This window comes from Burkholderia ubonensis (assembly GCF_001718695.1).
Taxonomy (GTDB): Bacteria; Pseudomonadota; Gammaproteobacteria; order Burkholderiales; family Burkholderiaceae; genus Burkholderia; species Burkholderia ubonensis_B.
The window spans coordinates 17,255-31,468 of record NZ_CP013421.1 but is presented as its reverse complement, the minus strand read 5'-3'; the positions used below and the strand labels follow the sequence as shown (position 1 = coordinate 31,468).

Sequence of the window (14,214 nt, the reverse complement as noted above, 5' to 3'; positions counted from 1 at the left end):
TCGAGTCGATTCGTTTTCGTATGACTTTCATTCGTCGAGCGCCGTCTCGTTTATCCTGCTGCGTCCTTCTCTTGTCACCTGCCCCGATCTCATGCTCACCCCGCTCGCTCTGATAGGTATCGTGATCCTGTCTTGCCTGATGAGCGTCGCCGTCCTTGGTTCGCTGCTCCGGACTGCGGTGCCGGGCATAGGCCGCTGGTGCGTGGCTCACGCGCTGCTTACCGCTGCATCGTCGTGGGTGTTCATCGCAGGCGCTCAGCCTGGACAGATCGTGACCCTCGGCGCTGCGCTCATCACGCTTGTGGCGGTGCTGCTGCTCGTGCAGGGGATGCGTCAGTTTTTCGGCAAGGATCCGGCGTGGCATGTAGAGTCGGCGACGTTCGCCATCGTCTGCGTCGCTTTGGTGTACTTCACGTGCGTGTCGCCGAACATCGACGCGAAGGTCGCGCTCACATCGAGCCTCCTCGCCTATGCAAGGATCGCCGTGGGTACGTTGGCGCTGCGTCACGCGCCGCGTGACGGAGCGCGCTACCCCTATCGCTTCGTCGCCGCCGCCGCTTATCTGGGTGCGTTGTTCCACGTCACGCGAGCCGTCGCGGCCGCCTTCGGCATGCCGCACATGGCCTTTCCGCAACCGTCGCCCTGGAATGTCCTGTTTCTTGGGCTTGCGATCGTCACGTTGCCGTGCATGTCGACCGGCATGGTGATGCTCGCGCACGATCGGCTCGTCCGAAAAATGGAACAGTTCGCGAGTATCGACGAACTGACCGGCGTACTCATGCGGCGTGCGTTCATGGCGAGGGCGAGCGTCCTGCTTCGCGAAGCGCCGGAAAAGGGCAAGCCGTTGTCGATCGCCATTCTGGACATCGACAAGTTCAAGGCCGTCAACGACGGCTTTGGCCATGCGGTCGGCGACCGAATCCTCAGACATGTCACGTCGGTGGTGTCCGCACGGCTGCGGTCGTGCGACCTTTTCGGGCGTCTGGGTGGAGAGGAGTTCGCGATCGTGTTCGTGGACGCAGGCATGGCCGACGCAGCGGCGTTGACGAACGAACTGCGGCTTGCGGTCGAACGATCGCCAAACGAAGGCGTGCGCTGCACGTTCAGCGCGGGGGTCGAATGCGTCACGCCCGGCGATACGCTGGCGGGCGCCCTGGCGCGGGCGGACGCGGCGCTTTACATGGCAAAGGCAACAGGGCGCAATCGAGTCGTGACGGCGTCCGAGGTCGACGAGCGCGACCTCGAAACGCATTGAACCACAGCCACGTCAAAACCAATCCACCCCGTTATTATCGCTGCGGCGGACTGAAGAGCCAGATTTGCGCGAATCTGGCCGCGTCAGTTCAATGAGTGGTTGTGGCCGACAGCCGCCGGCGGCGATCCGCGGCAACTGGCCGAACGGCGAACTTCGCGCTTTTCGGTCGGGGCTTCAAGTACGCTGGTTTCCAGCTGCGTTGCCGATACACCGAATTGCATCGCGTGTTCGAAAAAACTGCGTAGCGGGGTAATCCCCCCGCTTTTAACGCGAGTCAGAAGTAGAGACTATGCCGCGGCCATGAGCCGCTGTTTCGGCGTCACGCCGCCAAGGCCCATGTTAGGGCGCCCGTGATTGTATTGCCACATCCACTCGGTTGCGAAGTGCTGCACGTGCGCGAGGTCGTCCCAGTAGTACTGCGACAGCCATTCATAGCGCACTGTCCGGTTGAATCGCTCCACGTAGGCGTTCTGCTGCGGCTTGCCAGGCTGGATGTAGTTCAATGCAATGCCCTGTCTGGTGGCCCACTGCGTCATCGCATCGCTCAAATACTCTGGACCGTTGTCGCAGCGTAACGCCATCGGGCTGGCCACCCCATTACAGCCCATAGGCTCTTTTTGAAACCATCTCTTAGTACAGAACCGCGCTCGGAGCTACGCCGAGACCTACGCGCCCCCTCTGGGGTGGGACCGATACCGACCGAGGCTGTGTAAAACGTGTGCCGGAGCCGGCCAACAGAGAAGGCGACCCATCAGAATGCTCGGTACCGGCCTCGTGGGCCTTCGCGAGGGATAAAGTGGCACCCGAAAACCGACGAATTTCGCGTTTTGACACAGCCTCGCCCCGAACCGACCAGTCAGCAGACCGCAAAGCCGAAGGCTGTTGCTCTGGATCACTGAACGAGAACGACCGTGCGTTCTGAACACGCCATACGAGCGACGCGGTCTGTTTGCAATTTGTCAAACTGATAAACTATAGTGGAAATCGGCACGTCTTCTGCGAGGAGATATGCTTGACTTGCGGTTTCACGTACCACAACAGTGCCAGTCATGCAAAACCGCCTGACAACACTGCGAGTAAGCTTCCTTGACGAGCTTCCCTTCAGGTACTCGGGGACCAAAAATGCCGCGTGCCGCTACGGTATGACGACAATCCTGCGCATGCAAATTGATGTGCTCGGTTGCGGCAAGCGTATGAGAAAACGCTACGAGGCTTGAGTATGAAGAAAGTACTTCTCGCAGAACGCCATGCGATTACGCGTGACGGGATTCGGTACATTCTTCAAAGGACCGGTGAGTATCAGGTTGTGCGCGAATTGTCTGACGGCGACGCATTGATTGTGGCAGCAAAAAATGAATCGTTCGACGTTGCGATTGTGGACCTCACTAGCCTCGGCAACAGATCCATTGAACTGATCAGCCAACTGGTCGCCTGCGCCCCCAAGATGCGAATACTCGCGCTATGCAGCAAGGCTGAACCGACTCGCGCAAAATCAGTGTTCTGCGCCGGTGCCTCTGGCTTCGTCACGAAAGACAGCACCGCGGCCGAATTGGTACAGGCGATACACGCCGTGCTAGCCGGGCACAAGTACATGAGCGCGCAGGTGGCAGAGTGCATCGTGCGTACGATAGACATCCCTCCCGATGCGCCGTTGCACACGCGCCTGACCGAACGAGAGGGTGAAGTGCTCAAACGTCTCGCATACGGTGACGGAATATCCGATATTGCGAAGGATATGGGCCTCAATTCCAAGACCATCAGTACATACAAGGCACGCCTGCTCGCAAAGCTAGACTTACGAAATGACGCCGCGCTGATCCGTTACGCAATTGAGCAACAAATAATCGAACCGGACTGACAATGCTGCCTTCCGACCTGCGCAGTCATCGGACGCTGAACTCCCAAAGTGCAGTCGGAAATAACTTTTTTAGTCAAATCAAGTGTGCCGACCAAGCGTCGTTGCACGATTGAAGAAAATGCACTCGGGGTAGATATGTACTGGTACAACAGTCTCGAAAAAGAACTTGATCATGTGCAAAACGCTCTTCAAATCCTCGGAGTAAAGCGGGACCAATTTCCACCCGGAACCGTAGTCGGCAATCCAAAGTACTGGAGCACGAGACTGAAGGACATTCGTGAGAGGGCCGAGCGGAATAACCAGAAACCGCTCAAAGCCCGAGCGGACGAGTTGCTTGCCGAGGTCGAAAAGCTTCAGCGTTAAGGCGCGCATGAGTATGGCTTTGCACAAGATTCCCTGCGCGCCCTCTCGCACAGCTCGTTGAGGAACCACTCACGTTTGAATCTGGACGACCAGCACGAACGGTAGTAGTAGCGGCGACGGCGGCTCAGTGATTGAAGTTGGGTAATGGGCAATTCACCGGTACTGTGAGCGGGTTCGACGTCCGAATGTATGGTCAACGCTGCGGGCGAATGTCGCGTCTCGGCCGGTAATCGCCAGCTTGACTGCTGGAAACTGGCCAGAGAGCGAACTTCGTGCGACCCGGTCCGGCCCACTGTTAAACTCGGGCGGCCAAAGCAACTTTTTACGGTCACATGAGCACGCAACCCGCAGCATCACCTGCAACCGTCACCCCAATGATCCATCAGCCGTTTTCGGAAGTTTACGGCGCATGGCGAGCTATGGAGGAAGCGTATCGCGCTGGCAAACTGCGGGCGATAGGCGTGAGCAACTTCCAGCTGGATTGACTCATGGACATCACCGCGTTCGACGAGGTCACGCCGGCCGTCAATCAGATCGAGGTAAATCCTTTTCACCAGCAGGCCGATAGCGTCGAATTCATGCGTGGGCTCGGCATCTAGCCGGAGGCTTGGGCACCCTTCGCCGAAGCACGGAACAACTTGTTCCAGAACGAGCGACTGGTGTCGATTGCCGAGCGTGACGGCAAGACCGTGGGACAAGTCGTACTTCGTTGGCTGGTTCAACGCAGCATCGTCGCTCTTGCGAAGTCTGTGCGGAAGGAGCGCATGCTGGAGACCCTGGCCGTTTTCGACTTCGAGCTGTCTGATGACGATATGAAAGCCGTCGCGACGCTGGAGACGGGCGCGCGCAGCTTCTTCTCGCATCGTGACCCCGCGATCGTCAAGTGGATGAGCGAAAGAAGGCTTGACCTCTGAGGCCGGGTTGAAGCAGTGCTACAGGAAATCTGCTTACCGGAAACCAGCCATTGACACGGAGTGGAAGATACCTTGGCTCATTAAATTGGATTGCGACCTCGATCGGCGGCCCCCTAGCCGAAATGAATCAGACGATCTGGCACTGTCTGTTTGGTCTACTCCGGCCATATACACATGATCCGACGTGACAATCGGCGCAGCGTGCCGATTGCCGCTCCGCACTCGTTGCGCTCAGTGTGTCTTCCGCAAGCATTGGCTCTCAAGAGCCACCATCCGATCCGATCATGATGGATATTCCGCAGCGGAAACCGCCCGCTTCGGTCGCGATGGTGTCCATCGCGACCGACCGGCTCACATGCCGCCTACGCACGAAAGCATCATCCGTCCGACGTAACGTCTCGCCGCGAGCTACCTTTCACCAGTGCGCGCATTACTCGACCACGAGATTGTCGACGACCGCGCGCACACCCCGCGCCGACCAGGCCGCGCCGCGCACCGCCTTGCGTTCCGCGAACGAGTCCACCTTGCCGGACAGCGTCACAGTGCCGTCGCGCACTTCAATCCCGATGTGCTTCGCTTCACGCTCGGCGTGGCGCATGATCGCGCGCTTGATGCTGCCGCCGATGTCGTCGGCGCCGACGGCGCCCAGCACCTCGATGTGGTTCGTCACGCCGGTCACGCTGCGCATCTGCGAGATCGCGCGCACTGCGAGATGGCTCTGGTACGCCCAGTCGACCTTGCCCGACAGCGTGATCCAGCCGCGCTCGACCTGCACCTTGACGGCGTCGTCGTGCAAGCCGACCGTCCAGTGCAGCACCGAGCGCACCGCGTTCGCGATGTCCTCGTCGGTTCGCACGTCGTCGTTCGGCAGATGCACAGTCATGTCAACGACGACGGCCTTGACGCCGGCCACGCGATTCGCTGCACGTTCGATTGCCAGCTTCTCCGCATAGCTCGCCGGATGCCCGGACAGCGTCACGATGCGATTCGCGACCTCCACGCCGATGCGTGTCGCATCGATCGACGGGTCTGACTCTAGTTCGTCCTGGACGTCCTGCTTCAACTGCTTGTCGGTTTTCATCGTCTGCTCTCCTGTGAGCCGCGGCGCGCCTGTTCGCCGCACTTAGCCAGATTTGCACACGCGCGGCGGCGCCTCGCTGACGCAGGTCAACGGATGCGTCGCGCGTCTTCGTGCGCCGGGCCGGCGCGTCGGTTGACGGAGGTCAACGCGCCGCGGCGCCGCCGCCGTATCGTGAAATCGAAAATGCGCGCCGTTCCGGGCACGCGCACTCACGCCTGAAGGAGACTCGAATGACCGAACCGCAACGATTGGCCTACTCGCCGGCGCCCGCTGCACTGCCGGCCTCCGCGCACGGAGAGTCGCCGGAGATCATCGATCTGCCGAGCCCGATGCTCGACAACGACGTGCCGCTGATGGCGGCGCTCGCCACCCGGATGAGCTCGCGCGAATTCGCCGCCACGCCGCTCCCGCCCACGACGCTCGGCGCGCTGCTGTGGGCCGCGGACGGCATCAACCGGCCGGCGAGCGGTGGACGCACGGCGCCGTCCGCGCATGCGTTCAACGAAATCGACATCTACGTCGCACTGCCTTACGGCGTCTATCGTTACGATGCACCGGCCCATCGGCTCGTGCTGAAACATGCGGTCGACGCGCGCAACCTGACCGGCTACCAGGATTTCGTCGGCCGAGCGCCACTCGACCTCATCTATGTCGTGCGCACTTCCGCGATTCTCGACATGCCGCCGCAGCAACGCGACGTGTTCGCGGCAGTCGCGGCCGGCGCAATCGCACAGAACGTTTCGCTTTACTGCGCTTCGGCCGGACTGGGAACGGTCGTCCGCGGCTGGATCGATCACCGGGCGCTCGCGGATGCACTGAGCCTCAATGAGGACGAACTGCCGATCCTCGCGCAGACGGTCGGCTTCCACGTCGGCAACACGGCGATGCACGGCTGACGCATGCGTCGGCCGCCGCAACGAAAATGAAATGAAAAACGGCGCACGGATCGCTCCGTGCGCCGCTTCTCGTTGCTCGTTGCTCGTTGCTCGCGACGGGCGATGCGCAGATGCACCCTCCCGCCACGCGCTTGCGCTCAGCTGATCGCGAGCTTCTTCTGTCCAACCGGCGCCTTCTTCGGCAGCGTCAGCGACAGGATGCCATCCTGATAGGCCGCCGTCGCGTTTGCCTCGTCGATTTCGTCCGCAAGCGAGAACGAGCGGCTGATCGCACCGCTGTAACGTTCGCGCCGGATCACACGCTCGCCTTCCTTCTGCTCCTTGTTGCGTTCGATCTTCGCGTTGATCGATATCGTCCGGCCGGTGACCTGAACATCGATGTCGTCCTTCGCAACGCCGGGCAGTTCGGCCTTCACCGTATAGGCTCGGTCGCATTCGGTGACGTCGATCTTCATCGACGCAAGATCGGGCTGGTCGGCAAGCGTCATGCCGCGCAACGGCCTGAACAGCCCATGGAACAGATCGGAAACGGGTTCGATCGAGAATGGATCGTAACGCGTCAGATTGCTCATGGTTCGTAACTCCTGAGACAGTTGACGTGCGGCCGAAGCTTGCGTCCCGACAGGCTCGGCCGCGCTGAAGATCGAATAGCGCGACAACGCTGCCGCGCACGGGACGAATGATCGTTCGAAACGCAACGTACCGGACCGCCGCCGCGCGCGCTCGAAGCGCGCCGACGGCGGCGGCCGGCACTCATCTGCAGAACCTGAAATAGCCGCTATGCAGCAGGATCGGCCGCCCGTCCATCTCCTCGAGCAGCGCGCGCGCGGCGCGCTCGATCTCGGGACGATGGCGCGCGAACGCGTCGACCAGATCCTGCTCGCGCGGCGAGGCCGCGCGAAAGTGATCTTCCAGCGCTTCCGCGGTGATCGCGCAGCGCACACGCCGGCCTTCGACGAGCGCCGGGAAGCTCAGCGCGGGATCGAGGCCGGAATACGTCGGATGTTCGGATGGAAACGAGATCTGCATGATGGTGACCTGACCAGGTAGCGCGCAGTTCGTCGCGGCCGCTAGGCGGCCGTCTTGGCCGGCGCGGGATCGTCGCTGCGCATCAGCAGGACGGGGCATGTCGAGCCGCGCAGGAAGCGCTCCGCGACGCTGCCGATGACCATGCGCCGGATCCCGCGCCGCCCGTGCGTGCCGATGACCGCGAGGTCGATCGCGTGCTCGGCGACATAGCGTTGCAGCCGCTCGGCGACGTCCTGCCCGAGTTCCGTCTCGATGAGCTCCGTGTCGCCGTTGACGGCCGCATGCGAAATCGCGCGTTCCGCGTCGTGCAGCACGGCCGTGCCGTCGCGGCGCACGTCGTCGAGCAGCGCGTCGGGATCGATGCGCCCGCCGTACGCGAGCAGGATCGACGTGTCGACGACGTAGACCGCGAACAGGCGGGCGCCGCACGACGCAGCGACCTTGAGCGCTTCGTCGAGCGCCCGTTTCGAAGACGGACTGCCGTCCACGGCGACCATGACGTTCTTGTACATACCGACCTCGCTGGGAGAACCGACGCGCCTGTGGCGTTCGGTGCAATTCCATCATCGGCGCTTGCCGCCGGCGGGCGTTGACCGAAGTCAACGGTTTGGAAGCGTGAAGCGATCGGCGGCGCGGCGCGTTAGCCGGGCAGATTCCCGTCCGCGCGGAAGCCGCGCTCGATGTCGAGAATTTTCCGTGCGCATGCGTCGTATTGCCATCCGGGGCCGCCGGCGCTGTCGTACATGCCCTTGCACATCGCCTTGAGCCGGATCACCGACGCGCCGTCGCCCGCGGCGGTGCGCGATGCCCACAGATAGACTTCGCCGGCCAGATGCGGCTGCGCCGTTTCGATCCTGTCGGCGCTCGCGCGCGTGATCCGCGTCGCCGAATGGGTTTCGATGTAGCGCCGCACGCGAGTCCACTCGCGGTCGCATTCGGATGCCGTCGAACATTGCACCGCGGCGGACTGACGCGCGGCCAGCAGTTGCGTCTCCGACTTCCTGAACACGGTCGCCTGCTCCGTGTCCGCACACGCGGCCAACGCGAGCAGCATGCCGATCGCCAATACCCGTCGCTTCATCGCCAACGCCTCTCCATACCAGGAATTCCGCGCACGCTCGCGCGGCGTGAACGCGTACGGCCGCGGCCGTGACGCAACGCACATGCCGCCGGCGTGCACGCTCGCGCATCGCTGCGCGACTACTGGCACCGACTGTATTGCCGCCGCGCGGAATGCGGTTGACCTGCATCAAGCGTGCCTCTGCACGGCGGCGTTGACCCGTATCAAGCCGGATCGCGCGCCGATCGGCTGCAATAGCGAGGTCGCGCGCCGGTCGCCCGATGTCGATCGAACCGGCCACGTCCATCCGACACGAGCACGCTGCGGCTTGCGTGCGAATTCCACCCGCGAGGCGTCGACGAACACGCGCCTCGTCCGACCGATCCGTTCACCATGTCCCGAACGCGTCACGTATCGTTCTCGCTGGGCCGCGCCAACGCACGACGCAAGGCGATCCAGTTCGATCGCGCATTGCGCCGCCCGGCAACCTATCCGCACCCCGCAGGCCGCATCGAGCGGATCGAAACGCATCTGTCCGTCGTCTATCTGGCCGGATGCTACGCGTACAAACGCATCAAGCCGGTGCGCTTCGCGTTCGTCGATCTCGTGCGCCCCGCGCAGCGGCGCCGTTGCGCGCTCGCGGAATACACGCTCAATCGCGCGCTCGCCGGTCCGCTGTACCTCGGCGTCTGGCCGCTCGTCGCGCGCGGCCGCCGCTGCGCTTTCGGCGAGCCGTTGCAGACCGGCGCGCGCCGGCAACGGCAGCCAACGCCCGGCGAGTACCTCGTACGCATGCGCCGGTTCGACGCGCACGCGATGCTGTCGATTCGCAGCGCGGCGCACGACGCCGGCCTCGCGGATGCCGATGCGCTCGCCGCCACGCTGGCCCGCCATCATCTGCACGCGCCGCGCTGCGCCCCGCGCAGCCACTTCGGCAGCGCGGCGAGCGTGGCCGCGCAGTGCCGGCCGCTGCTCGATACGCTCGACGTCGCGGTGCCGCGCGAAGCCGCGCTGCACGCGTGGTACGAAGCGGAACTGACGCGCATCGCACCGCTGCTCGCCGAGCGGCACACGCAGGGCTTCGTGCGCGCATGCCACGGCGATCTGCATCTCGACAACATCGTGCGCTGGCGCAACCGCATCCTGATGTTCGACTGCATCGAATTCGACGACGCGCTGCGCTGGATCGACGTGGCGAGCGACCTCGCGTTTGCGTTGATGGACTTCTCCGCGCACGGCCGAGACGATTGCGCGCACCGCTTGCTGTCCGGGTGGCTCGCGCGCACCGGCGACTACGCGGCGCTCGGCGTGTTGCCATGCTATGTCGTCTATCGCGCGCTAGTGCGCGCGCTGACCGCGCGACTGCGCGGCGACGACGCGGCACACGAGCTCTATCTGCGCATTGCAGCGGCGATGGCCGACGCACGTCGCGATGCACAACCGCTGCTGCTCCTGTGTCATGGCGTATCGGGCTCGGGTAAATCGCTGGCCAGCCGCGCGCTGGCCGAGCGGCTCGGCGCGATCCGGCTGTCCAGCGACGTCGAGCGCAAGCGGCGCGCGGGCGTACCGGACGAAACGCACCTGTCGGCCGGCGCCTATTCGGACGCGGCGATCGAACGGATCTACGAACGGCTGCTGGCAGCGGCCGCGACCGTCATCGACAGCGGCTACACGGCGATCGTCGATGCGACGTTCCTGCGCGAAGCCGATCGCGCGGCGTTCGTGTCGCTCGCCGCACGGCGCGGTGTGCGCATCGCGATTCTGGATTTCACCGCGAGCCCGGCCACGCTCGCCGCACGCGTGGCCGCAAGGGCGGCACGCGGGAACGACCCTTCCGATGCCGACACCGCCGTGCTGGCGCAGCAGCTCGAGCATGCGGACGCGCTGACCGACGCGGAGACCGCGATCGCGATTCGCTTCGACACCGACTGCGATGCCGCGGCATACGAAAGCCGCGAGTTCTGGGCGCCGTTGTTCGAGGCGCTGCACGCGTAAAAGCGGGCGGCGCGGGCCGCGCGCCGCCGCAAGGTTTACGCCTGGCTCACGTGCGGAACCGTTGTTCCTCGATCTGCTGCAGCTTGCCGATTTCCGCGATCCCGCCGAACAGCGCGGCAAGGTATTCGACGATATCGTCGAGCGTGACGATGCCCGCGAGCCGGCCCGCATCGTCGACGACCGGCAAGCGGCGGATGCCCGAGCGGCGCATTGCATCGAGCGCGACGCCGATCTCGTCGGTGTCGGACACGACGATCAGGCCGCGCGACATGATCTGGCCGGCCGCGATCTGCTCCGGATCGTCGCCGCACGCCATCACCTCGAGGACGAGATCGCGATCCGTCACGAGGCCGATCGGCACGGCATCGCCGTTGCGATACTCGATCACGACGATGTCGCCGACATGCCCGTGCCGCATCCGGTCGGCCAGTTCGAACGCGCTGCATTCGGCCGTGCACGACTCGACCGGCTGGGTACAGATTCTTCCGATGTGCATGATGACGCTCCCGTTGCCCGATGCATGGACGATCCCCGCGCCGCGACGACGCGTGCCCACGAATTCAGAGTAAGCGCGACACCCGCGGCCGGGTTGACTCACGTCAACGTGCGTCCGGCGTGCGGGTTTTGGCGGGGTTCGGGTGGCGATGCGGCGCCGGCTCCGCCTCGCGTGACGAGTGTGCGCGGCGTGTGTCGTCGACCACGTACGCGCTCCGCCCGGTGCGGCCTAGATGCTGAGATAGCCCTGGAATAGCCACGGAGGGCCGCTTCGCTCGCCTGTCGCGCGGCCGCTGGCTGTCGGTGCGCAGATTCCCGAGAAGCCCGGTGAACCGTCCTGCCAGAACGTCGGCACGAACGAAAACTCGCCGTTGACGGTCATCACGAAGTCGGAGTTGAACGGCGACGGCGCGAAGATCGTCACCTCATGGAAGAACGATGCGGTGTCGTCTCGCGCCGTGCTGCGCGCGGCGAACAGCCCGCGTGCGTCGTAGCGCGCCGGCAGCGTATAGATATTGCCGTCGCGCTCGACCGTTTCGCCCGGCGTATACACGAGTTCGACGCCCGGATAGGGCAACCGGTACGGCTCGCGACAGACCGGGCCGTCCGGCCCGAGCGCGAGCGGCGGATGCGCCCACATGGAAAGCGCCAGCGGGCTCGTGCGCTGCGCGAAGTATTCGGCAAGCCAGTTCATGATCATTCCTCCCGTAGGCGGTTATTGGAATCGGATGACGCGGATGACGCGCCGTCGTCGAACGATGCAGTGAGGCTCGCGTGCATCGACGCTTCGGGCATCGGGAAGCGGCGTTCGAACGCGCTGCAACGGCGTATCTGTACCTACTCATCCTTGCGTCTCTCTTCGTTGCTCTCGCGCTTTTCGCTGCGGATCGATGCGGCCGGCATTCATGATGCGCAGTTCCACCGTGACCTCATATGCGTATGCGGTTTCGGCCCGACATGTCGAGCGGGTGTCTGAACGAAGCCGTCGACGAACGCTCGGCGCGGGCCGCCGTCGGCTGCGTTGGCAGGAACCGCACATGTCGCCGCTACTGCGCGAGAACGCTGTGATCATTCTCGATCGCGCTGCGCGATGGGGGTTGACGGAGGTCAATGTACCGACCCGCATGCCGCGCGCGTGTTCGAACGCGCTGGAACGCGCGTGCCGATGCGTTACAACGTGAAGGCGTCGGACTTCTTCGTCTCGCACCACGTCATGCAGTTGCGCAAGGTCTTCAGCGCCGCGCTCGGCCTTGAATATCGGTGACGTGTCGTACTTGCCGTTTGGCGTGGGACGCATCACACGGATGCGGCAGCGATAACGTCCCGCCCCGACGATGCTCGTCTCGATCGCCATCAAGAAATGCGCGTCGTGCAATTCAGCTGAAATCGTCACGGTCGTTCCGGCGTTCGTGCCGTCTGGCCGATGCCACAGCGGCGATGCTCACGTATCGATACCTGCGCCGCGATCAAAACGCCGCAGCCACCGCCGGATCAGCATGACCGTCCCCGCGACGACGACCAGAATCGTCGCGCACAGCAACAGCACATAGCCGACCAGATACCGGAATTCGGCGATGCGCTGCTGGAGTACCCACGTGCGGTACGACGCGACGTCGCTCGCGGCGTCCGGATACGACGCGCGATACACGAACAACGGCATGCACAAGTCATTTTCCGGAAGCGGTGTGGTCAGCAGCGAGCCGGCCGGGCGCACGCCCACGCGCGCACATTCCGACGCGTTCATGCCGGCGACGACACCTTCGCGTACAGGATGGTCGTAGATCGCACCGAGCCATGTGATGGCCGCCGACAGCAGCACGCAGAGACCGACGCAGCCGAGCCACCAGCGCAGCCGGGCGGGCGTAGCGGTATCGGCCTCCGTATCGGGATCGGGATCGCGCGTCATCGCATCGCGCACGCACGGTCGATGAGGCGCGCCGTTATCGAGCCGGCTGCTGCGCCGCACACCGCGCACCGCCCCCGCTCACCCACGCTGCTTCTCCTCGAAATACACCTGACGCGCAGCGACGAGACGCAATTCATCGAGCAGCGCCGCGGCCGCGCGCAGCATGTCGTCGAGCGACACGACGCCGACCAGTTCCCCATCGGCGCCGACGACCGGCAAGCGACGCACGCCGTGCTGGCGCATCCGCTTCGCGAGCAACCAGATGTCGTCGTCGGCGTTCGCGAGCGCGACGGGCGCCGACATCACGTCGCCGACGAACAGCGCGCCGGGCGCCGCGTCGGCGCGCACCACGGTCAGCACGATGTCGCGATCGGTGACCATCCCGACCGGCACGAGCTTCCCGTCCTGTTCGCTCACGACCACGAGATCGCCCGCGTGGGCGTCGCGCATCATCGCGGCCGCGTCGACGACGGTAGCCTGCGTCGTACACGTGGCGACATCGCGGGTGCAAAGCATCGCGGCATTCATGTCGATTCTCCGTCAGCAGTTCAGCGCAACACCGGTCGATGCCCGTCGCGACGCGCTGTCGCAATTCACGGCCACCGGCTCGTGTCCGCATCGGATACGAACAACGGTACGTGCGGCGTCGGAACGCAAAATCGTCGGGCGATTCGGCACATTCGCGTGCAACGCGCGCACGATCCATGCCGCCTCGTCGAGGTGCATGGGAAGACGGCACCCGACATGCCGACGCGCATCGCGATCGACATGCGGGAACGTCGATCTTCGCTCCGGCGTGCCGATCGACCTTGACGCAGGTCATCCGGCGAGCTTCGGCGATCGAAGCGATCCAAGCCATCAACGGATCCGACGCGACGACAGCCGAGCACTGCGGCGATGCAGCATGCCGATTCGGCTGAACGTCGCCGCGAAAAATCGGATGAATCTCTGCGTTGAGCGGCATCAAGACACGACGGCGTCGCGAGGCTCAGCATGCACCGGTCAACCTCGGGAGACCACGAATGAACTGGTACTGCGACGTCGAACGCGAGCTGTCCCATATCGAAGGTTCCATTCGTCTGCTCGAGCAGACACGCTCCTACTTCCCGAGCAGCGCATCGGTGAGCGATCCTGCGTACTGGCGCGCGAGGCTGCATGCGGTCAGAGAGAGCGCCGAGCGCAACAACGCGCTGCTGCGCCGCACCGACGAGATCTTCGCGCTGCTCGACCGGCTTTGAGCGTGACGCGCGAGTCGGGCACGACGTCGCCGTCCGGCGTTTGCGCAACGCGCGTACGCGCACTGCGAAAGCCGTGTGAAAGACACATGAAAGCCGGTAGCGACGCACGGTGGAACGAAGCCGC

Annotated in this window: 15 protein-coding genes and 2 pseudogenes; 6 read left to right on the top strand and 11 right to left on the bottom strand. The window is 64.1% G+C overall.

What is annotated here, in order from left to right; genetic code table 11:
- Positions 1 to 91: 91 nt before the first annotated feature.
- Positions 92 to 1,255, top strand: a complete 1,164-nt coding sequence (locus WJ35_RS15040; protein WP_011880403.1) for a GGDEF domain-containing protein — start codon at positions 92 to 94, stop codon at positions 1,253 to 1,255.
- A gap of 287 nt (positions 1,256 to 1,542) precedes the next feature.
- Here the strand turns inward: WJ35_RS15040 and WJ35_RS15035 are convergent.
- A pseudogene (locus WJ35_RS15035) lies at positions 1,543 to 1,839 on the bottom strand (transposase); the annotation flags it as partial.
- A gap of 635 nt (positions 1,840 to 2,474) precedes the next feature.
- Between WJ35_RS15035 and WJ35_RS15030 the strand changes: the two are divergent.
- Both WJ35_RS15030 and WJ35_RS15020 read left to right on the top strand, forming a co-directional pair.
- On the top strand, positions 2,475 to 3,113 hold the full coding sequence (locus WJ35_RS15030) for a response regulator transcription factor (protein WP_069239455.1): 639 nt from the start codon (positions 2,475 to 2,477) through the stop codon (positions 3,111 to 3,113).
- Between the two features lie 737 nt (positions 3,114 to 3,850).
- A pseudogene (locus WJ35_RS15020) lies at positions 3,851 to 4,390 on the top strand (aldo/keto reductase); the annotation flags it as partial.
- A gap of 430 nt (positions 4,391 to 4,820) precedes the next feature.
- On the opposite strand, the gene WJ35_RS15015 reads toward WJ35_RS15020, so the two are convergent.
- Complete coding sequence (locus WJ35_RS15015; protein ID WP_069239453.1) at positions 4,821 to 5,471, bottom strand: BON domain-containing protein; 651 nt, start codon at positions 5,469 to 5,471, stop codon at positions 4,821 to 4,823.
- A 230-nt stretch (positions 5,472 to 5,701) separates the two neighbouring features.
- Between WJ35_RS15015 and WJ35_RS15010 the strand changes: the two genes are divergently transcribed.
- On the top strand, positions 5,702 to 6,367 hold the full coding sequence (locus WJ35_RS15010) for a nitroreductase family protein (protein ID WP_069239452.1): 666 nt from the start codon (positions 5,702 to 5,704) through the stop codon (positions 6,365 to 6,367).
- Between the two features lie 137 nt (positions 6,368 to 6,504).
- Here WJ35_RS15010 and WJ35_RS15005 read toward each other — a convergent pair whose 3' ends face one another.
- From WJ35_RS15005 to WJ35_RS14990, 4 genes are all read right to left on the bottom strand, one after another.
- The gene (locus WJ35_RS15005; protein WP_069239451.1) at positions 6,505 to 6,939 is read right to left on the bottom strand and encodes an Hsp20/alpha crystallin family protein; all 435 of its coding nucleotides are present in this window, start codon (positions 6,937 to 6,939) and stop codon (positions 6,505 to 6,507) included.
- 181 nt (positions 6,940 to 7,120) lie between these two features.
- Positions 7,121 to 7,396 (bottom strand): DUF1488 domain-containing protein, encoded by a 276-nt coding sequence (locus WJ35_RS15000; protein WP_069239450.1) that lies wholly within the window; start codon positions 7,394 to 7,396, stop codon positions 7,121 to 7,123.
- Positions 7,397 to 7,437: 41 nt separating this feature from the next.
- On the bottom strand, positions 7,438 to 7,908 hold the full coding sequence (locus WJ35_RS14995; protein WP_069239449.1) for a universal stress protein: 471 nt from the start codon (positions 7,906 to 7,908) through the stop codon (positions 7,438 to 7,440).
- A 128-nt stretch (positions 7,909 to 8,036) separates the two neighbouring features.
- Positions 8,037 to 8,477, bottom strand: coding sequence for a hypothetical protein (locus tag WJ35_RS14990; RefSeq protein ID WP_011880411.1), 441 nt, complete (start codon positions 8,475 to 8,477; stop codon positions 8,037 to 8,039).
- A 372-nt stretch (positions 8,478 to 8,849) separates the two neighbouring features.
- On the opposite strand from WJ35_RS14990, the gene WJ35_RS14985 reads away from it, so the two are divergent.
- Positions 8,850 to 10,451 (top strand): AAA family ATPase, encoded by a 1,602-nt coding sequence (locus WJ35_RS14985; protein ID WP_059474523.1) that lies wholly within the window; start codon positions 8,850 to 8,852, stop codon positions 10,449 to 10,451.
- 46 nt (positions 10,452 to 10,497) lie between these two features.
- Here the strand turns inward: WJ35_RS14985 and WJ35_RS14980 are convergent, their stop codons facing one another.
- The 5 genes from WJ35_RS14980 to WJ35_RS14965 form a co-directional block, all read right to left on the bottom strand.
- The gene (locus WJ35_RS14980) at positions 10,498 to 10,947 is read right to left on the bottom strand and encodes a CBS domain-containing protein (RefSeq protein WP_069239786.1); all 450 of its coding nucleotides are present in this window, start codon (positions 10,945 to 10,947) and stop codon (positions 10,498 to 10,500) included.
- A 228-nt stretch (positions 10,948 to 11,175) separates the two neighbouring features.
- Positions 11,176 to 11,640, bottom strand: coding sequence for a hypothetical protein (locus WJ35_RS14975; RefSeq protein WP_011880414.1), 465 nt, complete (start codon positions 11,638 to 11,640; stop codon positions 11,176 to 11,178).
- A gap of 147 nt (positions 11,641 to 11,787) precedes the next feature.
- A complete protein-coding gene (locus WJ35_RS31250) occupies positions 11,788 to 12,339 on the bottom strand; it encodes a hypothetical protein (RefSeq protein WP_155121915.1) in 552 nt (183 codons plus the stop codon).
- Positions 12,340 to 12,387: 48 nt separating this feature from the next.
- On the bottom strand, positions 12,388 to 12,852 hold the full coding sequence (locus WJ35_RS14970; RefSeq protein WP_045579989.1) for a hypothetical protein: 465 nt from the start codon (positions 12,850 to 12,852) through the stop codon (positions 12,388 to 12,390).
- A 78-nt stretch (positions 12,853 to 12,930) separates the two neighbouring features.
- Positions 12,931 to 13,380 (bottom strand): CBS domain-containing protein, encoded by a 450-nt coding sequence (locus tag WJ35_RS14965; protein WP_011880417.1) that lies wholly within the window; start codon positions 13,378 to 13,380, stop codon positions 12,931 to 12,933.
- Between the two features lie 494 nt (positions 13,381 to 13,874).
- Here WJ35_RS14965 and WJ35_RS14960 point away from each other — a divergent pair, with 494 nt between their 5' ends.
- Entirely contained in the window at positions 13,875 to 14,090 is a 216-nt protein-coding gene (locus WJ35_RS14960; RefSeq protein WP_043292689.1) for a hypothetical protein, read from the top strand.
- Positions 14,091 to 14,214 lie beyond the last annotated feature (124 nt).